Annotated in this window: 17 protein-coding genes and 1 pseudogene; 7 read left to right on the forward strand and 11 right to left on the reverse strand. The window is 61.5% G+C overall.

The features are described from left to right. Positions 1-21: 21 nt before the first annotated feature. From EEQ99_RS29970 to EEQ99_RS29980, 3 genes are read left to right on the forward strand one after another with little or no spacing between them, the layout of a single operon-like run. Positions 22-327, forward strand: a complete 306-nt coding sequence (locus tag EEQ99_RS29970; protein ID WP_127431586.1) for an FAD assembly factor SdhE — start codon at positions 22-24, stop codon at positions 325-327. Beyond that, positions 324-3,827, forward strand: coding sequence for a transcription-repair coupling factor (mfd, locus tag EEQ99_RS29975; protein WP_047615823.1), 3,504 nt, complete (start codon positions 324-326; stop codon positions 3,825-3,827). The genes EEQ99_RS29970 and mfd overlap by 4 nt, the downstream gene beginning before the upstream one ends. A 16-nt stretch (positions 3,828-3,843) precedes the next feature. Then, on the forward strand, positions 3,844-4,311 hold the full coding sequence (locus EEQ99_RS29980) for an OsmC family protein (RefSeq protein WP_047615425.1): 468 nt from the start codon (positions 3,844-3,846) through the stop codon (positions 4,309-4,311). Positions 4,312-4,346: 35 nt separating this feature from the next. On the opposite strand, the pseudogene EEQ99_RS29985 reads toward EEQ99_RS29980, so the two are convergent. Together EEQ99_RS29985 and EEQ99_RS29990 are read right to left on the reverse strand one after the other, a co-directional pair. After that, positions 4,347-5,017 (reverse strand): annotated as a pseudogene (locus EEQ99_RS29985) (DsbA family oxidoreductase). Between the two features lie 64 nt (positions 5,018-5,081). Next, positions 5,082-6,884: an extracellular solute-binding protein gene (locus tag EEQ99_RS29990; protein ID WP_097623156.1), complete on the reverse strand. Its 1,803-nt coding sequence runs from the start codon at positions 6,882-6,884 to the stop codon at positions 5,082-5,084. A gap of 288 nt (positions 6,885-7,172) precedes the next feature. On the opposite strand from EEQ99_RS29990, the gene EEQ99_RS29995 reads away from it, so the two are divergent. Continuing rightward, positions 7,173-7,832: an invasion associated locus B family protein gene (locus EEQ99_RS29995; protein ID WP_047615121.1), complete on the forward strand. Its 660-nt coding sequence runs from the start codon at positions 7,173-7,175 to the stop codon at positions 7,830-7,832. 116 nt (positions 7,833-7,948) lie between these two features. Here EEQ99_RS29995 and hspQ read toward each other — a convergent pair whose 3' ends face one another. The 3 genes from hspQ to EEQ99_RS30010 form a co-directional block, all read right to left on the reverse strand. Next, entirely contained in the window at positions 7,949-8,278 is a 330-nt protein-coding gene (hspQ, locus tag EEQ99_RS30000; RefSeq protein ID WP_063475575.1) for a heat shock protein HspQ, read from the reverse strand. 259 nt (positions 8,279-8,537) lie between these two features. Continuing rightward, positions 8,538-9,947: a type I glutamate--ammonia ligase gene (gene glnA, locus EEQ99_RS30005; RefSeq protein ID WP_028756888.1), complete on the reverse strand. Its 1,410-nt coding sequence runs from the start codon at positions 9,945-9,947 to the stop codon at positions 8,538-8,540. A gap of 78 nt (positions 9,948-10,025) precedes the next feature. Continuing rightward, a complete protein-coding gene (locus tag EEQ99_RS30010) occupies positions 10,026-10,364 on the reverse strand; it encodes a P-II family nitrogen regulator (protein WP_003539626.1) in 339 nt (112 codons plus the stop codon). Positions 10,365-10,707: 343 nt separating this feature from the next. Between EEQ99_RS30010 and EEQ99_RS30015 the strand changes: the two genes are divergently transcribed. Then, complete coding sequence (locus tag EEQ99_RS30015; RefSeq protein WP_063475576.1) at positions 10,708-12,180, forward strand: bifunctional ADP-dependent NAD(P)H-hydrate dehydratase/NAD(P)H-hydrate epimerase; 1,473 nt, start codon at positions 10,708-10,710, stop codon at positions 12,178-12,180. A 63-nt stretch (positions 12,181-12,243) separates the two neighbouring features. On the opposite strand, the gene EEQ99_RS30020 is transcribed toward EEQ99_RS30015, so the two are convergent. From EEQ99_RS30020 to uvrA, 3 genes are read right to left on the reverse strand one after another with little or no spacing between them, the layout of a single operon-like run. Then, the gene (locus tag EEQ99_RS30020; protein WP_028756886.1) at positions 12,244-13,050 is read right to left on the reverse strand and encodes a DUF72 domain-containing protein; all 807 of its coding nucleotides are present in this window, start codon (positions 13,048-13,050) and stop codon (positions 12,244-12,246) included. Between the two features lie 24 nt (positions 13,051-13,074). Continuing rightward, complete coding sequence (locus EEQ99_RS30025; RefSeq protein WP_028756885.1) at positions 13,075-13,536, reverse strand: GNAT family N-acetyltransferase; 462 nt, start codon at positions 13,534-13,536, stop codon at positions 13,075-13,077. Next, positions 13,533-16,454, reverse strand: coding sequence for an excinuclease ABC subunit UvrA (uvrA, locus tag EEQ99_RS30030; RefSeq protein WP_063475577.1), 2,922 nt, complete (start codon positions 16,452-16,454; stop codon positions 13,533-13,535). The genes EEQ99_RS30025 and uvrA overlap by 4 nt, the downstream gene beginning before the upstream one ends. 283 nt (positions 16,455-16,737) lie before the next feature. On the opposite strand from uvrA, the gene EEQ99_RS30035 reads away from it, so the two are divergent. Continuing rightward, positions 16,738-17,256, forward strand: a complete 519-nt coding sequence (locus EEQ99_RS30035) for a single-stranded DNA-binding protein (protein ID WP_047615135.1) — start codon at positions 16,738-16,740, stop codon at positions 17,254-17,256. Positions 17,257-17,343: 87 nt separating this feature from the next. On the opposite strand, the gene EEQ99_RS30040 is transcribed toward EEQ99_RS30035, so the two are convergent. After that, on the reverse strand, positions 17,344-17,991 hold the full coding sequence (locus EEQ99_RS30040) for a MarC family protein (protein ID WP_018242015.1): 648 nt from the start codon (positions 17,989-17,991) through the stop codon (positions 17,344-17,346). 237 nt (positions 17,992-18,228) lie between these two features. Between EEQ99_RS30040 and gyrA the strand changes: the two genes are divergently transcribed. After that, complete coding sequence (gene gyrA, locus EEQ99_RS30045; protein ID WP_028756877.1) at positions 18,229-21,051, forward strand: DNA gyrase subunit A; 2,823 nt, start codon at positions 18,229-18,231, stop codon at positions 21,049-21,051. Positions 21,052-21,236: 185 nt separating this feature from the next. Here the strand turns inward: gyrA and EEQ99_RS35410 are convergent, their stop codons facing one another. Then, positions 21,237-21,371: a hypothetical protein gene (locus EEQ99_RS35410; protein WP_018445350.1), complete on the reverse strand. Its 135-nt coding sequence runs from the start codon at positions 21,369-21,371 to the stop codon at positions 21,237-21,239. 36 nt (positions 21,372-21,407) lie between these two features. After that, complete coding sequence (locus tag EEQ99_RS34800; RefSeq protein ID WP_164735989.1) at positions 21,408-21,563, reverse strand: hypothetical protein; 156 nt, start codon at positions 21,561-21,563, stop codon at positions 21,408-21,410. Positions 21,564-21,623: the final 60 nt, after the last annotated feature.

Below are 21,623 nucleotides of genomic sequence, written 5' to 3' on the forward strand. Positions count from 1 at the left end.
CATCAACAGGAAGGTAATGCCATGACAGGTGTCACGCTCACGAGTGCCGGTCTCGACCCGCGCCGCCGCAGGATCCTTTTCCGCTGCTGGCATCGCGGCATCCGCGAGATGGATCTGGTCTTCGGCCAGTTCGCCGAAGCCGAGGTCGCCACGCTGTCGGAAGCCGAACTCGACGAGTTCGAGACGATCATGGCCGAAGAGGACAATGATCTCGTTCGCTGGATCATGGGAACATGGCCGGTGCCCGAGCGTTTCCAGACACCGATGTTTGCCCGCATCGCCGCCTATAAGCCCGATTTCGACAAGCCCCTCAGGACGCTGGAATGATCCCTGGTTTCGATGCGAAGAAGCTTGCGGCCATTGCCGAGCCGCTGACGATCGGCAATGTGCCGGCAGGTCTGGAGACGCTGCTGCTCGCCGAGCTCGCTCGAACGGGAGAGCCGGTCGCCTATGTCATGTCGGATGGCCACCGCATGGCCGATCTCGAACAGATGCTCGGTTTCGTCGCCCCCGACATTCCGGTTCTCACCCTGCCGGCCTGGGACTGTCTGCCCTATGACCGCGTCTCGCCGAGCGCCGACACGTCGGCCCGCCGGCTAGCCGCACTTGGCGGCCTGATTGCCCATCGCAAGAAGCCGCATGCCGCAATCGTGCTCGTCACCGCCAATGCCATGCTGCAGAAGGTGGCGCCGCAGGATGTCATCGAGAGCCTCAGCTTTTCGGCCCGTCCCGGCAACCAGCTGCGCATGGACGATCTCGCCGGCCGCCTGGAGCGCAACGGCTTTGAACGCGTCGCGACCGTTCGCGAGGTCGGCGAATATGCCGTGCGGGGCGGCATTCTCGATGTCTTCGTGCCGGGTTCGGAAGAGCCGGTCCGCCTGGATTTCTTCGGCGACACGCTGGAATCGATCCGCAGCTTCGATCCGGCCAGCCAGCGCACGATCGGGCAGGTGCGCTCCCTCGATCTCAATCCGATGAGCGAGGTGACGCTGACGCCGGATACGATCAGTCGCTTCCGCAAGAATTACCTTTCGGCTTTCGGCGCCACCACCCGCGACGACGCGCTCTATCTCGCCGTGTCCGAAGGCCGCCGTTACCCCGGCATGGAGCATTGGCTGCCGCTCTTCTACGAGAAGCTCGATACCGTCTTCGATTATCTCAGCGGCTTCCGTATCGTCATCGACCACACGGTGCGCGAGGCGGCGGAGGAGCGCTCCAAGCTCGTTTTCGACTATTACGATGCCCGCCTGAATTCCGGCCAGCCGGCCAAGGGCCAGGTGAACCAGGGCACGCCCTACAAGCCGGTGACGCCGGGCCAGCTCTATCTCGACAGCAAGCTTTTCGTCAAAACCCTCGACGCGCTCGGCGCAATCCGCATCAGCCCCTTCAACGAGCATGAGGGCGAGGCGAGGCGGGTCGTCAATGTCGATGCCCGCCAGGGCCAGCGTTGGGCCCGTTCGAACGCCGAGGGCGGCGGCGATGCCGAACGCATCAACATCTTCGACGTCGTCGTCAAGCATATTGCCGATCGGCGTGCCGCCGGCGCGAAAGTGCTGGTCACCGCCTGGACCGAAGGTTCGCTGGAACGCCTGCTGCAGGTGCTGAACGAACATGGCCTGGAAAAGGTCAAGCCGGTCGAGGCGCTGAAGGATGTCGGTTCGCTGGCGAGAGGCGAGGCGGCCGCGGCCGTGCTCAGCCTCGAATCCGGCTTCGAGGCCGGCGACCTCGTCGTCATCGGCGAGCAGGATATATTGGGCGACCGCATGGTGCGCCGCTCCAAACGCCGCAAACGCGCCGCCGATTTCATCTCCGAGGTTGCGGGCCTCGATGAGGGCTCGATCGTCGTCCATGCCGAACACGGCATCGGCCGCTTCGTCGGGCTGCGGACCATCGAGGCGGCCGGTGCGCCGCATGCCTGCCTCGAGTTGCAATATGCCGACGAGGCCAAGCTCTTCCTGCCGGTCGAAAACATCGACCTGCTGTCGCGCTACGGCGGCGAGGGCACCGACGCCCAGCTCGACAAGCTCGGCGGCGGCGCTTGGCAGATGCGCAAGGCCAAGCTGAAGAAGCGCCTGCTCGACATGGCCGATGCACTGATCCGCATCGCCGCCGAGCGCCTGACGCGCCACGCGCCGATGCTGACGACGCCGGACGGCCTCTACGACGAATTCGCCGCGCGCTTCCCCTATGACGAGACCGAGGACCAGGATAACGCCATCGAGGCGGTGCGCTCCGATCTCGGTGCCGGCCGGCCGATGGACCGCCTCGTCTGCGGCGACGTCGGCTTCGGCAAGACCGAAGTGGCGCTGCGCGCCGCCTTCGTCGCAGCGATGAATGGCGTCCAGGTCGCCGTCGTCGTGCCGACGACATTGCTCGCCCGCCAGCACTTCAAGACCTTTTCCGAACGTTTCCGTGGCCTGCCGGTGCGTGTCCAGCAGGCCTCGCGCCTCGTCGGGGCCAAGGAGCTGGCGCTGACCAAGAAGGAAGTCGCGGACGGCAAGACCGATATCGTCGTCGGCACCCATGCGCTGCTTGGCGCCGGCATCAAATTCGCCAATCTCGGCCTGCTCGTCATCGACGAAGAGCAGCATTTCGGCGTCAAGCACAAGGAGCGGCTGAAGGAGCTGAAGAGCGACGTGCACGTGCTGACGCTGTCTGCAACCCCGATCCCGCGCACGCTGCAGCTTGCCATGACCGGCGTGCGCGAATTGTCGCTGATCACCACGCCCCCGGTCGACCGCATGGCGGTGCGCACCTTCATCTCGCCGTTCGACAGTCTTGTCATCCGAGAGACGCTGATGCGCGAGCATTATCGCGGCGGCCAGAGCTTCTATGTCTGCCCCAGGCTTGCCGACCTCGAGGATATCAGTGCCTTCCTGCAGTCGGATGTGCCGGAGCTGAAGGTGGCGATCGCCCATGGCCAGATGCCGGCCGGCGAACTCGAAGATATCATGAACGCCTTCTATGAAGGCCGCTACGACGTGCTGTTGTCGACCACCATCGTCGAATCCGGCCTCGACGTGCCGACAGCCAACACGCTGATCGTTCACCGCGCCGATATGTTCGGCTTAGCCCAGCTCTATCAGCTGCGGGGCCGCGTCGGCCGCTCGAAGGTGCGCGCCTTTGCGCTCTTCACCCTGCCGGTCAATAAGGTGCTGACGGCAACCGCCGAGCGCCGCCTCAAGGTGCTGCAATCGCTGGATACGCTCGGCGCCGGCTTCCAGCTGGCGAGCCACGACCTAGACATCCGCGGCGCCGGCAACCTGCTTGGCGAGGAGCAGTCCGGTCATATCAAGGAGGTCGGTTTCGAGCTCTATCAGCAGATGCTGGAAGAGGCGGTCGCCGAGGTCAAGGGCGTCGACGAGATCCACGACACCGGTTGGTCGCCGCAGATCTCCGTCGGCACGACGGTGATGATCCCGGAAAATTACGTGCCGGACCTGCATCTGCGTATGGCGCTCTACCGGCGTCTCGGCGAAGTCACCGAGCTCAAGGAGATCGATGGCTTCGGCGCCGAGATGATCGACCGCTTCGGCCCGATGCCGATCGAAGTCCAGCATCTCTTGAAGATCGTCTATATCAAGTCGCTCTGCCGTACCGCCAATGTCGAAAAGCTCGATGCCGGCCCGAAAGGCGTCGTCGTGCAGTTCCGCAACAAGGAATTCCCCAATCCGGCAAACCTCGTCGGTTATATCGGCAAGCAGGGCACGATGGCGAAGATCCGCCCCGATCACAGCCTGTTCCTGACCCGCGACCTGCCGACCCCGGAAAAACGCCTGCAAGGCGCCGCGGTGATCATGACGCAACTGGCCGAGATGGCGAAGTAGGCAGAGGGAGACGAAGATGGCGACATATGGCGCGACGATCGTGTGGCAGCGGAACGGCGAGACTTTCACCGACAACCGCTACAGCCGCGCCCACTGCTGGACCTTCGACGGCGGCATTGAGGTGAGGGCGTCTTCTTCCTCGCATGTCGTCCCATTGCCCTATTCGGCCGAGGACGCGGTGGATCCGGAGGAGGCTTTCGTCGCTTCGCTCTCCAGCTGCCACATGCTCTGGTTCCTGTCGATCGCCGCCAAACAGCGCTTTTGCGTCGACAGCTACACCGATGCCGCCGAGGGCATCATGGAGAAGAATGCCGAAGGCCGTCTTGCCATGACCGTGGTGACGTTGAAACCGCATGTCGTCTTTAGCGGCGAAAAGCAGCCTTCCCTAAGTGAACTCGAAGCCCTGCATCATCGCGCCCACGACGAATGTTTCATCGCCAATTCGGTGAAAACAGAGGTGCGCTGCGTTCCGATTCTGGGCTGAGCAAAGCCAAGTCTGTTGTCGGGCTTTGCCGCCTGTTAGTTCAGCCCCGATCGCGCCTCGGCCTTCGCCTTGGCGATGTCGCGCAACGCATTGGCCAGCACGTCGGGCGTCTGCGCGCCGCTGACGGCATATTGCTGGTCGAAAATGAAGAACGGCACGCCGTTGACGCCCATTTCCTGCGCCGCTTTGATCTCGGCGACGATCAGGTCGCGATCGGCGTCGGAGGCGAGCAACGAGGCGATGACCGAGCGGTCGAGGCCGGCCTTTTCGGCGATATCGAGCAACACGGCGTGGTCGCCGACATTGCGGCCTTCCTCGAAATTCGCCTTGAACAGCGCGCCAACGACCTTGTCCTGTTTCTCGCGGCCTTCGATCATCGCCCAATGGATCAGCCGATGCGCATCGAGCGTGTTGGGGCCGATCTTGATCGCCTCGAAATCGAAGGCGATGCCGACGTCGCGGCCGTAATCGGTGAGCATTTTGTGCGCTTGCGCCACGCGCTCCTCGCCGCCGAGCTTCTCAGCCAGCGCCTTCTTCTGGTCGACACCTTCCTTGGGATAGTCGGGGTTGAGCCGGTACGGCCGCCAGTTGATATCGACGCCGATCTCGTCCTGACCTCGGCGATGGCGAGCTCCAGCCGCGCCTTGCCGAGATAGCACCAAGGGCAGACGACATCCGAGACGACGTCGATGGTGATACGCTCCATGATGATTTTCCTTATTCTCATGCGTCTCCCAAGGGAGACATTTGGCTGGCGGTTCGGCTGATTCTTACTGCACGCTCGTATCCCACCATACCGGCAGCTGATAGCCGTAGAGCGGCACGCTGTCGGGACGGCCGATGCGCTTGCTGCGCGCCACCCATTGCTGGTCGATGTGGTAGAGCGGCAGCACATAGTGGCCGGAAAGCAGCAGCCGGTCGTAGGAGCGCACCGCCGCGGTGAAATCCTCGGCCGAGCGCGCCCGAAGCAGATGGTCGATCAGCGTGTCGATATCGGGGTCGGCGACACCGGCGAAACTGTCGGTGCCTTCGCGGGTTTTGGCGGCTGAAGACCAGCGGCCGAGCTGCTCATTTCCGGGTGACAACGAAGACGTATAGGACTTGAGGATCATATCGTAGTCGAAGCTGTTCGTCCGGCTCTGATACTGCGAATCGTCGACGGTGCGGATTGAAGCGGCGATGCCGATCGTCTGCAGCGAACGCTGATAGGCGACGGCAAGCTTCTCCTGGTCGGCATTCTGCGTCATGATCTCGAAAGCGAGCTGGCGGCCGGAGGCATCGAGCATCTTGCCGCCCTGGATCGTATATCCGCCCTGTTTCAGCAGTTCGACGGCCTGCTTCAGCACATTGCGGTCGCGACCGGAGCCGTCGGTCACCGGCAGCTTGTAGGCGCCGTCGAGAATCTCCGGCGCGATTTTGTCCTTGATCGGCCCGAGCAGGGCAAGCTCGGCTGCATTGGCGGGAACCCCGAAACTCGACAGTTCGGAATTCTGCCAGAAGCTCTGCGTGCGCTTGTAGGCGCCGGAATAGAGGTTTTTGTTCGCCCATTCGAAATCGAACACCAGCGACAGGCCTTCGCGCACCTTGAGATCGGCAAAGATCGGCCGGCGCGTGTTGAACACGAAGCCGAGCATGCCGCTCGGCAGTTTCGGCGTGAATGTGTCCTTGACCACGGCCCCCGAGGTGACGGCGGGGAAATTATAGGCATTGGCCCAATGGCCGGGATTGCCGTCGGGATAGATGTCGACATCGCCCTTCTTGAAGGCCTCGAACAGCGTCGTGTCCTGCAGGAAATACTGGACGGTGATCTGGTCGTAATTGTCGGTGCCGACCTTGGCGGGAATGTCCTTGCCCCAATAATTCGGATCGCGCTCATAGGTGATGCTCTCGCCGGGCTTCACCGTCTTTACCTTGTAGGGACCGGAGCCGACCGGCGGCGTCAAGGACGAACGGTCGAAGGTTTCAGGATCGATCGCATGTTTCGGCAGCACCGGGAAAAGACCGAAGATCAGCGGCGTTTCGCGATCGGCCTTGTCGTTGAAGGTGAAGCGCACGCTGTGTTCGCCGACCTTCTCCATCTTGGCGACGACGTTGAGGCGGTTGGCGAAGGGCACGCGGCCCTTGTCGCGCATCAGTTCGAAGGTGAACATCACGTCTTCGGGCGTTACCGGCTGGCCATCGGCCCATTTCGCCTTCGGATTGAGGTTGAACTGAATGAAGCTTCTGTCGTCGTCCCATTCGACTGTCTCGGCAAGCAGCCCATAGAGCGTGAACGGCTCGTCCCTGGAGCGCTGCATCAGCGATTCGTAGACGAGATTGCCATATTCCGGATCCCACATGCCGCGCGCCGTCGTGCGCATGCTCTTCAGGATGAAGGGGTTGAGGCTGTCGAAGGTGCCGACGACGCCATAGGTGATCTTGCCGCCTTTTTTTACGTCGGGATTGACGTAAGGGAAGTGTTTGTAGTCCGCCGGCAAAGCCGGCTCACCGTGCATCGCGATGCCGTGCAGCGGCTCGGCGGCGACAGCGCCGCACAGCAGCGAGAGGACGAGGGGGACGATAATCCGGAGCATTCGGCAATCCTTGATCCGTGAAAAACGGGGCATGATTCACGCGGGAGATTATCATGGGGTCGAGTGATTCCAACACGCAGCGGCGTTTTCTTTGACGTGGCTGCGAAATTGCCTCTCAAATTGCCAAAGAAATGCTGGATATCTTGAACGCTGCGATGTAACAGGTGAACCCGAAGTTTCGGGGTCATGCATTTGCCTTATTTTTTTAAGAGGTGGAGTGCCGAACGACCCGATGGTTGGGGCGGCAAAGACGCTGCCCCGAACGGATATCAGGAGACGGAATTCGTTATGATGTTCAAGTCTGAAAAGAAAATGCGGGCAGCACTGTCCGTTCTGGCAGTGATGTTCGGCGCCGCTTCGGCTCCGGTCTCCTCCTTTGCCCAGGATGCGGCCGCACCGGCGCCTGCCGATGCGCAGGCCTCCGGTGCGCCGAAGCTCGGCTGGTACAAGACCTGCAGCAAGCAGGAAGACAACGACATCTGTGTTGTCCAGAACCTGATCCTCGCCAATGGCGGCCAGCTCGTCACGGCCGTCGGCCTGATCTCGGTTTCCGGCAAGATCAACCGCAAGCTCCTGCAGGTTTCGGTTCCCACCGCACGCCTGATTCCTCCGGGCATCATCATGCAGATCGACGGCGGCAAGGGCCAGAAGCTCGACTACGCTGTCTGCCTGCCGGATAAGTGCACCGCCGAAATCCCGCTGACCGACGCGATGATCGCCAGCCTCAAGAAGGGCAGCGACGTGATCTTCACCTCGATCAACTTCCGCCGCGCCCCGAACCCGATCAAGATTTCGCTTGAAGGCTTCACCGGCGCTTATGACGGCGAACCCGTTTCGGAATCCAAGCTCGCTGAAAGTCAGCGCAGCCTGCAGGACAGCATGCAGAAGAAGGCCGAGGAAGCTCGCAAGAAGCTGGAAGACGCCCAGAAGGCAGCCAAGGCGCAGTAATCCTGCCATCATCTTTGAACAGAAACCCGGCTTCGCGCCGGGTTTTTTGTTGCGCCACGAAAAAGGCCTCGCCGGGAGTGTGCGAGGCCTTGTTTCCTGCGGTCGGTCAGCCTGATTTAGTGGGCGAAGCTCATCTTGGGTTTGAACTGCCCTGACGGGGCCTGATCGAAAATCTGGTAGATCTGTGGGTTGCGAAGCGGCGCGCCGCTTTCGTCATTCATCAGGTTCTGCTCGGAGACATAAGCGACATATTCGCTTTCATCATTTTCGGCGAGCAGGTGATAAAAGGGTTGGTCCCTGCTCGGGCGCACCTCGGCCGGAATGGAATTCCACCATTCCTCCGTATTCGCGAACTCCGGATCAACGTCGAAGATGACGCCGCGAAACGGAAAAACCTTGTGCCGAACCACTTCGCCAATGCTGAACTTTGCTACTCTTTCTTTCATGGTACGACTTCCTTTCATCACCGAATTTGGTGATTGGTGTCGCGCAAATCAAGATTTGTGCGCGAGTTCGTCACATGAACGTCATATCCTCCTACTGCATAATTCCTTAAATCGGAAAGGATTTAGGGACAAAATTATGCAGCACTCCAAGTGCTACAGCGTCTTTTGCGCGTCTCATAGCCGCGCGGCGCTGTGGTGGCGTCCATGACCTGGGAGGTGAAAGCCCCGGCGAACCGGGACTTTCGGTCTTCGCAGCCGATCAGGCTGAATAGTACATGTCGTATTCGACCGGATGCGGCGTCATTTCGAAACGCATCACCTCGGCCATCTTCAGCTCGATGAAGGCATCGATCTGGTCGTCGTCGAAAACGCCGCCGGCTGTCAGGAACTTGCGGTCCTTGTCGAGGCTTTCGAGCGCTTCGCGCAGTGAGCCGCAGACAGTCGGAATCTTCTTCAATTCCTTCGGCGGCAGGTCGTAGAGATCCTTGTCCATGGCCTTGCCGGGATGGATCTTGTTCTTGATGCCGTCGAGGCCGGCCATCAGCATAGCGGCGAAGGCGAGATAGGGGTTGGCGGTCGGATCGGGGAAACGGACTTCGACGCGCTTGGCCTTCGGGTTGGAGCCGAACGGAATGCGGCAGGAGGCCGAGCGGTTGCGGGCCGAATAGGCGAGCAGCACCGGTGCTTCGTAACCCGGGACGAGACGCTTGTAGGAGTTCGTCGACGGGTTGGTGAAAGCGTTGATCGCCTTGGCATGCTTGATGATGCCACCGATGTAGAACAGGCAGCTCTCGGAGAGGCCTGCATATTCGTCGCCGGCAAAGGTCGGCTTGCCACCCTTCCAGATCGACTGGTGCACGTGCATGCCCGAGCCGTTGTCGCCGAAGATCGGCTTCGGCATGAAGGTCGCCGTCTTGCCGTAGGCATTGGCCACCTGATGCACGACATATTTGTAGATCTGCATCTTGTCGGCGTTGCGCACCAGCGTATCGAACTTGATGCCGAGTTCGTGCTGGGCGGCAGCGACTTCATGGTGATGCTTTTCGACGACGACGCCCATCTCGGAGAGCACCGTCAGCATTTCCGAACGCATGTCCTGGGCGCTGTCGACCGGAGGAACCGGGAAATAGCCGCCCTTGACGCGCGGGCGATGGCCGAGGTTGCCGGTTTCGTAATCGGTGTCGTCGTTCGACGGCAGTTCGGTCGAATCGAGCTTGAAGCCGGTATTGTAGGGATCGGCCTTGTACTTGACGTCGTCGAAGACGAAGAACTCGGCTTCCGGGCCGACGAAGATCGTGTCGCCGATGCCGGATGCCTTGAGGTAGGCTTCGGCCTTCTTGGCGGTGCCGCGCGGATCGCGGTTATAGGCCTCGCCGGAAACCGGATCGAGGATATCGCACATGATGACCATGGTCGACTGAGCGAAGAACGGGTCCATATGCACCGTCTCGGTATCGGGCATCAGCACCATGTCGGACTCGTTGATGGCCTTCCAGCCGCCGATCGAGGAGCCGTCGAACATCACGCCGTCGGCGAACATGTCCTCATCGACGCAGACGACGTCCATCGTCACATGCTGCAGCTTGCCCTTCGGGTCGGTGAAACGCAGATCGACGAACTTGACGTCGTTTTCCTTGATCTGCTTCAGAATTTCGCTTGCGGTCGCCATTAATTAGTTTCCTCCGATTTGCGATGACGGTGTAGGTCGGCGGTGACGGTAACGGACTTTGCGCAATTGGCAAAGTGGTCAGATGGCATCGATGCCGGTCTCGCCGGTACGGATGCGGATAACCTCTTCGACGTTGGAGACGAAGATCTTTCCGTCGCCGATGCGGCCGGTCTGCGCCGCCTTGCGGATCGCGTCGATGACGGCCTCCGCGTTCTCGTCGGCCAGCACGACCTCGACTTTTACCTTCGGCAGGAAATCGACGACGTATTCGGCTCCGCGGTAGAGTTCCGTGTGGCCCTTCTGACGGCCGAAACCCTTGGCTTCCGTGACTGTGATACCCTGCAGGCCGACTTCCTGAAGGGCTTCCTTCACTTCGTCCAGCTTGAAAGGCTTAATGATCGCTTCGATCTTTTTCATGAGAAAATGTCTCTCCGCTTCTCCCGTTATGGCAGGAATTTTCCCGCTCGCCGGATATGATGCAGATATCGTGCCAGTTTGAAATCCATCTTATCGAAAAAAGGCGTCGATTTTGTCGAAACAGCCGCGTTTGCGGGGAATTTCATGTCGTTTTGGTGACGGAACAGGTGGAAAAACATTGTCTCTGATCAAAAACACATCCGAAACCGAAAAAGTCAGGTATTTTCGCAACTGCGAATACACGGATCTGAAAGATTAAAATATATGCAAATGCCTAAAATGAGTCCTTCACTTTGATGTTTCAGGCGGTTGTTTTTTAGGCGTTTTTCGATTGAATAGGATGATGAGTAAAGATCTGTCCCAGCTCCTCCTGACGCCTGCCGAAATGGCTGCCGTCGATGCCGCTGCTGCCGCATCCGGCATCGATTCCTTCGGCCTGATGGAGAAGGCGGGTGCCGCGGTTGCAGCTGCCGCGCTGCGACGTCATCCCGACGCTTTTCGTTTCGTCGTGCTTTGCGGTCCCGGCAACAATGGCGGCGACGCCTATGTCGCGGCACGACATCTGCAGCAAAGCGGAGCGGCGGTGGCGCTGTTCCATCTGGGTGATCCCGCGAAGCTGAAGGGCGATGCCGCCCGTGCCCGAGCCGGCTGCGCGCTTAAGGGACTGGAACTCGGCATCTACCAACCCGAAACCGGCGATGTCGTTATCGACGGTCTGTTTGGGGCGGGGCTCGGCCGCGAGGTCCCGGTCGAAGTGCGCGCGCTGATCGGACGCGTCACCGCGGCCGGTCGTCCGGTGCTCGCCATCGATCTGCCCTCCGGCCTCGATGGCCGCACCGGCAAGGTGCTGGGGGCTGCCTTCCAGGCCTGCAGCACCGTCACCTTCATGACGCGTAAGCCCGGCCATCTGCTGATGCCGGGCCGGGAGCTTTGTAATGAATTGGAGGTTTTCGATATCGGCATTCCCGCCCGCATCATCCGCGCTGAGGCTGCCGGTCTTATCGCCGAGAACACGCCCGATGCCTGGAAGGGTCTGCTGCCGGCCGAGCAGCTGGAAACCCACAAATACAAGCGCGGTCATCTGGTCGTGTTCTCGGGCGAGGCGGACAAGACGGGTGCTGCGCGCATGTCGGCGACCGCGGGCCTGAAGGCCGGCGCCGGCCTGGTCACGATCGCCGCTCCCCGCGCGGCGATCTCCGCCAATGCGGCGCATCTCACCGCCGTCATGCTGCATGCCATCGACGACGAGGTCGACCTCGGCGGCTGGCTCACCGACAAGCGGCTGCAGACTTTCGTTCTCGGCCCCGGGTTTGGCATCGGCGCCAGGGCGCGCGGCTTCGTCTCCGCTCTTGCCGATCGCCATCTGGTGCTCGATGCCGACGGCATCTCCTCGTTCAAGGACGATCCGCAACAATTGTTTGATCTTTTCCGCGGTGAGCCGCGTCTGGTGCTGACGCCGCACGAGGGTGAATTCGCGCGGCTCTTTCCCGATATCGGCAGCGATGATGCGCTCGGCAAGGTGGACAAGGCTGTCGCTGCTGCCCGCCGCGCCAATGCAGCGATCGTTTACAAGGGGGCCGATACTGTCATCGCCGCGCCGGATGGACGTGCGCTCATCAATACCAATGCCCCGGTCTGGCTTGCCACCGCCGGTTCCGGCGATGTGCTCGCCGGCATCATCGGCGGATTGCTCGCCCAGGGCTTGCCGACCTTCGAGGCCGCGGCGGCCGGCGTCTGGCTGCATGGCGAGGCCGGCCAACGCGCCGGCAAGGGGTTGACGGCGGAGGAGCTTGCCACCCACGTCTTGCCGCTTTAGCCCGCCCGATGCTTCAGCTTCGGGCCGCCGGTGCTTTGAGCCCCGGGCCAAGTCTCACCAAGCTTATTTCGCCAGCGCTTGCTGCAGGGCGATCGCTCCGTGTGGCGCATTGACCTTACCCTCATGGATCATGAAGGCGAAGACGTCGCGCGGCTCGGTCTTCACTTTGCGATCGGCATCGATCAGCGGCAGGTCATCGGGGATCTTGCCTTCGGCCCAGGTCTCCAGTCGCTTTGCCCAGGCCTTCAGCTCCTTGTCCGGATAGCAGGTGGCAATATCGTCCGATCCCTTCTGCAGCCTGGCATAGACGAAATCCGCCGTGACGTCGGCGATCATCGGATATTCGAAATGTTCGGCACAAACAGGCGCCACCCCATATTTCGCCAGCAGGCCCACGAATTCCGGCACCTTGAAGGAATCGTGCCGCACCTCGACCACGTGGCGCAGCGCCAGCCCGTCCTGTTTTGCCGGCAGCAGCTTCAGGAAGGCCTCGAAATCTTCCGGATCGAACTTCTTCGTCGGCGCAAATTGCCAGAGCAGCGGCCCAAGATGATCGCCGAGTTCGCTGATACCCGATGTCAGGAACCGCTCCATCGATTCACCGGCTTCGGCAAGCACCCGCCGATTGGTGACGAAACGCGTCGCCTTCAGCGAAAAGATGAAGCCATCGGGCACGTCTGCCGCCCATTTGGCGAAGACTGCAGGCTTCTGGGTGCTGTAATAGGTGCCGTTGACCTCGATGACCTTCAGCTGGCGGCTGGCATAATTCAACTCGTCTTTCTGTTTCAGGTCATCAGGAAAGAAATGCCCGCGCCAGGGCTCGAAGGTCCAGCCGCCGATGCCGGTGCGGATAGTGCCGGATTTCGTCATGTCGTCCTCCCCGTTGGCAGCCGCTCAGGCCGCATCGATTTCTTTCGTCATGTCGACGAGCGTCCATCCTGGCCGATAAGGGCTCGGCCGACGACCCGTTTCCTGAAAACCGAAGGCGCGATAGAGCGCGATGTTCCGCTCCATCCGCGCATTCGTGTAGAGCCGGATTTCCGGCACTGCCCATTCCCGCGCCTTGCCCTCCAGCCAGCGCAGCATCGCCAACCCGTGCCCGCCGCCCTGAAAGGCCGGCGAGACCGCGATGCTGAACAGCATGAGGTGATCGGAATGCTGCTCGACCACCACCAGGCCGGCCGTTTCGTCGCCGACCTCGCGCAGCCAGACCTCGCCGCGTTCGATGCGCGGCGCGTAATCCTCCGTCACCGGGATCGGCGCAGCGCCGAAGAGTTCGGTATAGGGCCGATAGGCGGCAGCTGTCAGCGTCGCGATCATTTCCAGATCATCGGGCGACGCTGGCCTCATCGTCATTCCGCCGCAACCGCCTTCTTCGCCGGCCGCCGTTCCAGCAATTCCTTCAGGAAGTGTCCGGTATAGGAGCGCTTTTCCTTGACGATCGCTTCCGGCGTGCCGGTCGCGACGATCTCGCCGCCGCCATCGCCGCCTTCGGGGCCGAAATCGAGCACCCAGTCGGCGGTCTTGATGACTTCGAGATTGTGCTCGATCACCACCACCGAATTGCCCTGGTTGACCAGTTCGTGCAGCATTTCGAGCAGCTTGGCCACGTCGTGGAAATGCAGGCCGGTCGTCGGCTCGTCGAGAATGTAGAGCGTGCGTCCCGTCGAGCGTTTCGACAGTTCCTTGGCAAGCTTGACGCGCTGCGCTTCGCCGCCCGAGAGCGTATTGGCCTGCTGGCCGACCTTGATGTAACCGAGGCCGACATCCTTCAGCGATTGCAGCTTGTCGCGCACGGCGGGCACCGCCGCGAAGAAATCGACGCCTTCCTCCACCGTCATGTCGAGCACGTCGGCGATCGACTTGTGCTTGAAGGTGACGTCGAGCGTCTCTCTGTTGTAACGCTTGCCATGGCAGACATCGCAGGTGACGTAGACATCGGGCAGGAAGTGCATCTCGATCTTGATGACGCCGTCGCCCTGGCAGGCCTCGCAGCGTCCGCCCTTGACGTTGAAGGAGAAGCGGCCCGGCTGGTAGCCGCGGGCCTTTGCCTCCGGCAGGCCGGCGAACCAGTCGCGGATCGGCGTGAAGGCGCCGGTATAGGTCGCCGGGTTCGAGCGCGGCGTGCGGCCGATCGGCGACTGGTCGATGTCGATCACCTTGTCGATATGCTCGAAACCGTCGATGCGGTCGTGATCGGCCGGGTTTTCACGTGCGCCCATGACGCGGCGCGCTGCCGACTTATAGAGCGTTTCGATCAGGAAGGTGGACTTGCCGCCGCCGGAAACACCGGTCACCGCCGTGAACACCCCGAGCGGGATCGATGCCGTGACGTTCTTCAGATTGTTGCCGCGCGCGCCGACCACCTTGATCTCGCGGCCCTTTTTCGGCTTGCGGCGTTCATCGGGAACGGGAACGCCGAGTTCGCCCGAGAGATATTTGCCGGTCAGCGAGTTCGGACTGTCCATGATGTCCTGCGGTGTGCCATGGGCGATGACCTGGCCGCCGTGAATGCCGGCAGCCGGGCCGATGTCGACCACGTCGTCGGCCGTCAGGATCGCATCCTCGTCATGTTCGACGACGATGACGGTGTTGCCGATGTCGCGCAGGTGCTTCAGCGTGTCGAGCAGCCGGGCATTGTCTCGCTGATGCAGGCCGATCGACGGCTCGTCGAGCACGTAGAGCACGCCTGTCAGCCCTGAGCCGATCTGCGAGGCAAGCCGGATGCGTTGGCTCTCGCCGCCCGACAGCGTGCCGGAATTGCGCGACAGGCTCAGATATTCCAGGCCGACATCGTTGAGGAAGCGCAGCCGGTCGCGGATTTCCTTGAGGATGCGCACGGCGATCTCGTTCTGCTTGGCATTGAAGCTTGCCGGCAGCGCCTCGAACCAGTCGCGGGCGACGCGGATCGACATCCCGGTCACTTCGCCGATATGCAGCGTGTCGATCTTCACCGCCAAGGCCTCAGGCTTCAGGCGGAATCCGTTGCAGGAAGGGCATGGGGCGGCCGACATGAAGCGCTCGATATCCTCGCGCGCCCAGGCGGAATCGGTCTCCTTCCAGCGGCGCTCGAGATTGGTGATGATGCCCTCGAAATTCTTCTGCGTCGTGTAGGAACGGGCGCCATCGGCATAATGGAATTCGATCTTGTCGTTGGTGCCGTTGAGGATAACGTCCTTGGCCTCGTCGGAAAGCTCGTTCCAGCGGGTGCCGAGCTTGAAGCCGTAATGTTTGCCGAGCGCTTCCAGCGTCTGATTGTAATAGGGCGAGGTCGACTTCGCCCAGGGCGCGATCGCCCCGTCGCGCAGCGTCCGTTCGGGTTCGGGCACGATCAGGTCCGGATCGATTTTCTGCTGGGCGCCGAGGCCGTCGCAGGTCGGGCAGGCGCCGAAGGGATTGTTGAAGGAAAACAGCCGCGGCTCGATCTCGGGAATGGTGAAGCCCGAGACAGGGCAGGCGAACTTCTCCGAAAACAGCACGCGTTCATGCGTCTCGTTCAGCGACTTGTTGGCCGAGCCGCCGGCCGACGTCTCTTCCGGCGGCAGCGGCTTGTCGGCGAATTCGGCGACCGCCAGCCCGTCGGCAAGCTTCAGGCAGGTCTCCAGGCTGTCCGCCAGACGCGCCGAGACATCCGAGCGCACGACGATGCGGTCGACCACCACGTCGATGTCATGCTTGTATTTCTTGTCGAGCACCGGCGCCTCGGCGATCTCGTAGAACTGGCCGTCGACCTTGACGCGCTGGAAGCCCTTCTTCATCAGCTCGGCCAGTTCCTTCTTGTATTCGCCCTTGCGTCCGCGCACGAGCGGCGCAAGAATATAAAGACGGGTGCCCTCGCCGAAATCGAGGATGCGGTCGACCATCTGGCTGACGGTCTGGCTCTCGATCGGCAGACCGGTCGCCGGCGAATAGGGAACGCCGACGCGGGCAAAGAGCAGGCGCATATAGTCGTAGATCTCGGTGACGGTGCCGACCGTCGAGCGCGGATTGCGCGAGGTGGTCTTCTGCTCGATCGAGATCGCCGGCGACAGCCCGTCGATCTGGTCGACGTCGGGCTTCTGCATCATTTCGAGGAACTGCCGGGCATAGGCCGACAGGCTCTCGACATAACGCCGCTGGCCTTCGGCGTAGATCGTGTCGAAGGCGAGCGAGGATTTGCCGGACCCTGAAAGCCCGGTCATGACGATTAGCTTGTTACGCGGCAGATCGAGATCGATGCTCTTGAGATTATGCTCGCGCGCGCCGCGGATGGAGATCGTCTTCAGTTCGCTCATCGTCTCTGCTTTGGTTTTCTGGATAACAGCCCTTATTTAGTGATGCCGACGGGCGAGTCGAGGCTGAATATCCGGGAAGGCTCAAGGTTTTCGATTCTGTTGACAGGATCATACGGATAAACTAGAACAAATAAAGAACAAAATTCCTGATGAATGCATGCGGCTTTCTGATGGATAAACATGTGGATTAAATGCCGCCCATGCGCATCGGCGGTCCGTGATGGTTTAAGGTGCGCCGATCGATTAAACGCCGCCGGGCAGGGCGGCAGGCAGGGTGAGAAGTATGGCTGGTAGCGTGAATAAGGTAATTCTGGTTGGAAACGTGGGTGCAGACCCCGAAATCCGCCGCACTCAGGATGGCCGGCCGATCGCCAATCTTCGTATCGCGACCTCGGAGACCTGGCGCGACCGCAATTCCGGCGAGCGCCGTGAAAAGACCGAATGGCACACTGTCGTCGTCTTCAACGAAGGCCTCTGCAAGGTTGTCGAACAATATGTGAAGAAGGGCGCCAAGCTCTATATCGAAGGCCAGCTGCAGACCCGCAAGTGGCAGGACCAGCAGGGCCAGGACCGCTACAGCACCGAAGTGGTGCTACAGGGCTTCAGTTCGACGCTGACGATGCTCGACGGCCGCGGCGATGGCGGCGGTGCCAGCTCCGGCTTCGGCGGCGGCCGCGGCGGCAGCGGCGGCAACGATTATGGCGACGACTACGGCGCGCCGGCTCCCTCTTCATCCCCGAGCCGCGGCGGCGCTGGCGGCGGCAATTTCTCGCGGGATCTCGACGACGACATCCCGTTCTGATCGCGAGCCTTCCTGGGCTAGTGAAAGACCTGAGAGCATGATGCCTTTGACGGCGTCATGCTCTTTTTCTTTGATTTCTAGCCCTTCTCAGTGCGGCGTCGCGCTGATCAGATTGAGCGCCGATTTCGCGCCATCGACGACGAATTGGGCGGCGAGGGCGGCGAGGATGACGCCGAGAAGCCGTGTCAGGATCGCCCGGCCGGTGACGCCGAGGAAACGGTCCAGCCGTTCGGCGACGAGCAGCATGAGGAAGGTCAGCAGCAGATTGGCAGCAAGAACGCCGATCAGTTGCGCTTTTCCGACGGAGGTGGCGAGCGTTCCAGCAAGCAGGATCGTCGCCGAGATCGCGCCCGGGCCGGCAATCAGCGGCAAGGCGAGGGGAAAGACGGCGATATTTTCGATGTGATCCTTGGTGATTGCCACCTCGGTGGCCTTCTCCTTGCGGTCCTGGCGCTTCTCGAACACCATCTCGAAGGCGATCCAGAACAAGAGCAGCCCGCCGGCGATGCGGAAGGCGCCGATCGAAATCCCCAGCACGCTGAGCACGCCGGCGCCAAACAGCGCGAAGACGGCGAGAATGATGAAGGCGATGGTCGAGCCACGCAGCGCTACCTGTGTGCGCTCACTGCGGCTCATGCCTGTCGTCAGGCCCAGAAAGATCGGTGCGAGACCGGGCGGATCGATGGTGACGAGCAGCGTCGTGAAGGCGTTGATCAATTGGTCGGCGCTTGCCATCGTCTCTCCGGAACCCCATATAGTCACTTGGTTTTTATGATTGTGAAGCGGGGATTCCGATTTGGCAAATTTCCCGCGGCGGCCGGGGGCGGATTTGTCCGGTCCGGCCGCGCAACTTATATGTTTTACCCTCTTTAAGCCGCAAAAGCCTGTTCAAAACGCGCTGTGAAAATTGGCGTGGGAACAGGCTTTCCGCTATAAATCTTCAAGTGATTCTAGAAGAGATCGTGATCTGTTTTGACTGAGCAAACACCCCCCGGCGGCGGGAAGCTCCCGCCAGGCATCGAGCCCATCTCCATCATGGAGGAAATGCAGCGGTCGTATCTCGATTACGCCATGAGCGTCATCGTCAGCCGCGCGCTGCCCGACGTGCGCGACGGCCTGAAGCCCGTGCACCGGCGCATCCTCTACGGCATGTCCGAGCTCGGCATCGACTGGAACAAGAAATACGTCAAATGCGCCCGCGTCACCGGTGACGTGATGGGTAAATACCATCCGCACGGCAATACTGCGATCTATGATGCGCTCGCCCGCATGGCGCAGCCCTGGTCGCTGCGTCTGCCGCTGATCGACGGCCAGGGCAATTTCGGCTCGGTCGATGGCGATCCGCCGGCGGCTGAACGTTACACCGAATGCCGCCTCGAAAAGGCTGCCCATTCGCTGCTCGACGATCTCGACAAGGAAACCGTCGACTTCCGCGACAACTACGACGGCACGCTCTCCGAGCCGGTCGTGGTGCCCGCCAAGTTTCCGAACCTGCTCGTTAACGGCGCCGGTGGCATCGCTGTCGGCATGGCGACGAACATCCCGCCGCACAATCTCTCTGAAGTCATCGACGGCTGCATTGCGTTGATCGACGACCCGGCAATCGAGCTGCCGGAACTGATGCAGATCATCCCTGGCCCCGACTTCCCGACGGGTGCGAAGATCCTCGGCCGTGCCGGCATCCGCTCGGCTTACGAGACCGGCCGCGGCTCCGTCATCATGCGCGGCGTCGCCGCCATCGAGCCGATGCGCGGCGACCGCGAGCAGATCATCATCACCGAGATTCCCTATCAGGTGAACAAGGCGACGATGATCGAGAAGATGGCCGAATTGGTGCGCGACAAGCGCATCGAAGGCATCTCCGATCTGCGCGACGAATCCGACCGCCAGGGTTATCGCGTCGTCGTCGAGCTGAAGCGCGACGCCAATGCCGAGGTCATCCTCAACCAGCTCTATCGTTACACGCCGCTGCAGACGTCCTTCGGCTGCAACATGGTGGCGCTGAACGGCGGCAAGCCCGAGCAGCTGACGCTGCTCGATATGCTGCGCGCTTTCGTCTCCTTCCGCGAAGAAGTCGTTAGCCGGAGAACGAAATTTCTGCTGCGCAAGGCGCGCGACCGCGCCCATGTGTTGGTCGGTCTCGCCATTGCCGTCGCCAATATCGACGAGGTCATCCGCGTCATCCGCCAGGCGCCCGATCCGCAGTCGGCCCGCGAAGAGCTGATGACCCGCCGCTGGCCGGCGGCAGATGTCGAAAGCCTGATCCGTCTGATCGACGATCCACGCCATCGCATCAACGACGACCTGACCTACAATCTCTCCGAGGAACAGGCCCGCGCCATCCTCGAACTGCGCCTTGCCCGCCTGACGGCCCTCGGCCGCGACGAAATCGGCGACGAACTCAACAAGATCGGCGACGAAATCAAGGATTACCTCGATATTCTTTCTTCGCGCGTCCGCATTCAGACCATCGTCAAGGATGAACTCACCGCCGTCCGCGACGAGTTCGGCACGCCGCGCCGCACCGAGATCGTAGATGGCGGCCTCGAAATGGACGACGAGGATCTGATCGCCCGCGAAGACATGGTCGTCACCGTCTCGCATCTCGGTTACATCAAGCGCGTGCCCCTGACCACCTACCGCGCCCAGCGCCGCGGCGGCAAGGGCCGCTCCGGCATGACCACCCGCGACGAGGATTTCGTTAGCCGGCTATTCGTAGTCAATACCCATACGCCGGTCCTGTTCTTCTCTTCGCGGGGCATCGTCTACAAGGAAAAGGTCTGGCGCCTGCCGATCGGCACGCCGACCTCGCGCGGCAAGGCGCTGATCAACATGCTGCCGCTCGCACCCGGCGAGCGCATCACCACCATCCTGCCCTTGCCCGAGGACGAGACGAGCTGGGACAATCTCGACGTCATGTTCTCGACGACGCGCGGCACGGTTCGCCGCAACAAGCTGTCGGACTTCGTCCAGGTCAACCGCAACGGCAAGATCGCCATGAAGCTCGAGGAGGAGGGCGACGAAATCCTCTCCGTCGAGACCTGCACGGATCAGGATGACGTGCTGCTGACGACGGCGCTCGGTCAGTGCATCCGCTTCTCCGTCGACGACGTCCGCGTCTTTGCCGGCCGCAACTCGATCGGTGTGCGCGGCATCAATCTCGGCGATGGCGACCGCATCATCTCGATGACCATCGTCGGTCATGTCGATGCCGAGCCGTGGGAGCGTGCTGCCTATCTCAAGCGTTCCGCCACCGAGCGTCGGGCGACGGGCGTGGATGAAGAGGATATTGCGCTGGTTGGCGAAGAAGTCACCGAAGAGGGGCAGCTTTCCGACGAGCGTTATGAAGAGCTGAAGGCACGCGAGCAGTTCGTGTTGACGGTCTCGGAAAAAGGCTTCGGCAAGCGTTCGTCCTCCTACGATTTCCGCATCTCCGGCCGCGGCGGCAAGGGCATCCGCGCCACCGACACGTCGAAAACCGGCGAGATCGGCGAACAGGTCGCGGCCTTCCCTGTTGATGACGGCGACCAGATCATGCTGGTCTCCGATCGTGGCCAACTGATCCGCGTGCCGGTCGGCGGCATCCGCATCGCCAGCCGCGCCACCAAGGGCGTCACCATCTTCTCCACCGCCAAGGACGAGAAGGTTGTTTCGGTCGAGCGCATCAGCGAGCCGGAGGAAGACGAGACGGAAGAGGCTGTCGAGGTCGCCGAAGGCGCCCCTGCGACCGATGAAGGCGCCACCGATCAAGGCCCGGTTGCCGATGGCGATCCGGCCGCGCCTGCCGGGGAATGATCACATGAAGGGGGCGGCTTCGAGCCGCCCTTTTCTTTTCAAGCCGCCCATTTTTTCTCAAGCCCGGGGATGGCTCAGATCACACCCAAAGAAAAAGCCGGATGCTGGGTGCATCCGGCTTTGAATGGCCCCGGCGACGGAAGGGTGCCGCTCGAGGGTGGGAAGTGGGTGGTCAGAGAGGAAGGTCAGAATGCTCTATGTTTTTCGTTCAGAGCTTTCACCTCTTCGCCTTCACGCCGAAGCGCTGAGATCGTCGAGGCCACGGACACGATGAACATCACGCTGATGAGGGCGGTGAGCACTGTCAAGATCGTGAACATAGGCATTCCTTTCCTGGGGAGTTGCGTTCTCGCCCCTCAGTACTGGCCCAGCACGGCCGTCCGGGCCGAAGCATAGGGACCATAAACCTTGGACGTATCGACCTTCTGATCATAGAGAGCGACAGTTGCGGTCAGCATGCCCGTGACCATTACCATCCAGAGCAGGTTAATCATCGTAATCTTACCGGGCATCTTTAGTCCTTCCTGCCGCGCTGATCGCATCTATGGGGTCGGTTGAATGAACGCATCCGT

The sequence above is a fragment of the Rhizobium anhuiense genome (assembly GCF_003985145.1).
In the GTDB taxonomy this organism is placed as follows: Bacteria; Pseudomonadota; Alphaproteobacteria; order Rhizobiales; family Rhizobiaceae; genus Rhizobium; species Rhizobium anhuiense.

What these genes read in the sequence shown, in the direction of transcription:
- EEQ99_RS29990 (WP_097623156.1), bottom strand. Translation starts at nt 6,884, where the DNA reads ATGCTCCGGATTATCGTCCCCCTCGTCCTCTCGCTGCTGTGCGGCGCT.
- mfd (WP_047615823.1), top strand. Translation starts at nt 324, where the DNA reads ATGATCCCTGGTTTCGATGCGAAGAAGCTTGCGGCCATTGCCGAGCCG.
- EEQ99_RS35410 (WP_018445350.1), bottom strand. Translation starts at nt 21,371, where the DNA reads ATGTTCACGATCTTGACAGTGCTCACCGCCCTCATCAGCGTGATGTTC.
- EEQ99_RS29970 (WP_127431586.1), top strand. Translation starts at nt 22, where the DNA reads ATGACAGGTGTCACGCTCACGAGTGCCGGTCTCGACCCGCGCCGCCGC.
- EEQ99_RS34800 (WP_164735989.1), bottom strand. Translation starts at nt 21,563, where the DNA reads ATGCCCGGTAAGATTACGATGATTAACCTGCTCTGGATGGTAATGGTC.
- hspQ (WP_063475575.1), bottom strand. Translation starts at nt 8,278, where the DNA reads ATGAAAGAAAGAGTAGCAAAGTTCAGCATTGGCGAAGTGGTTCGGCAC.
- EEQ99_RS30020 (WP_028756886.1), bottom strand. Translation starts at nt 13,050, where the DNA reads ATGACGAAATCCGGCACTATCCGCACCGGCATCGGCGGCTGGACCTTC.
- EEQ99_RS30015 (WP_063475576.1), top strand. Translation starts at nt 10,708, where the DNA reads ATGAGTAAAGATCTGTCCCAGCTCCTCCTGACGCCTGCCGAAATGGCT.
- EEQ99_RS30035 (WP_047615135.1), top strand. Translation starts at nt 16,738, where the DNA reads ATGGCTGGTAGCGTGAATAAGGTAATTCTGGTTGGAAACGTGGGTGCA.
- EEQ99_RS30025 (WP_028756885.1), bottom strand. Translation starts at nt 13,536, where the DNA reads ATGACGATGAGGCCAGCGTCGCCCGATGATCTGGAAATGATCGCGACG.
- EEQ99_RS29980 (WP_047615425.1), top strand. Translation starts at nt 3,844, where the DNA reads ATGGCGACATATGGCGCGACGATCGTGTGGCAGCGGAACGGCGAGACT.
- EEQ99_RS29995 (WP_047615121.1), top strand. Translation starts at nt 7,173, where the DNA reads ATGATGTTCAAGTCTGAAAAGAAAATGCGGGCAGCACTGTCCGTTCTG.
- EEQ99_RS30010 (WP_003539626.1), bottom strand. Translation starts at nt 10,364, where the DNA reads ATGAAAAAGATCGAAGCGATCATTAAGCCTTTCAAGCTGGACGAAGTG.
- EEQ99_RS30040 (WP_018242015.1), bottom strand. Translation starts at nt 17,991, where the DNA reads ATGGCAAGCGCCGACCAATTGATCAACGCCTTCACGACGCTGCTCGTC.
- uvrA (WP_063475577.1), bottom strand. Translation starts at nt 16,454, where the DNA reads ATGAGCGAACTGAAGACGATCTCCATCCGCGGCGCGCGCGAGCATAAT.
- glnA (WP_028756888.1), bottom strand. Translation starts at nt 9,947, where the DNA reads ATGGCGACCGCAAGCGAAATTCTGAAGCAGATCAAGGAAAACGACGTC.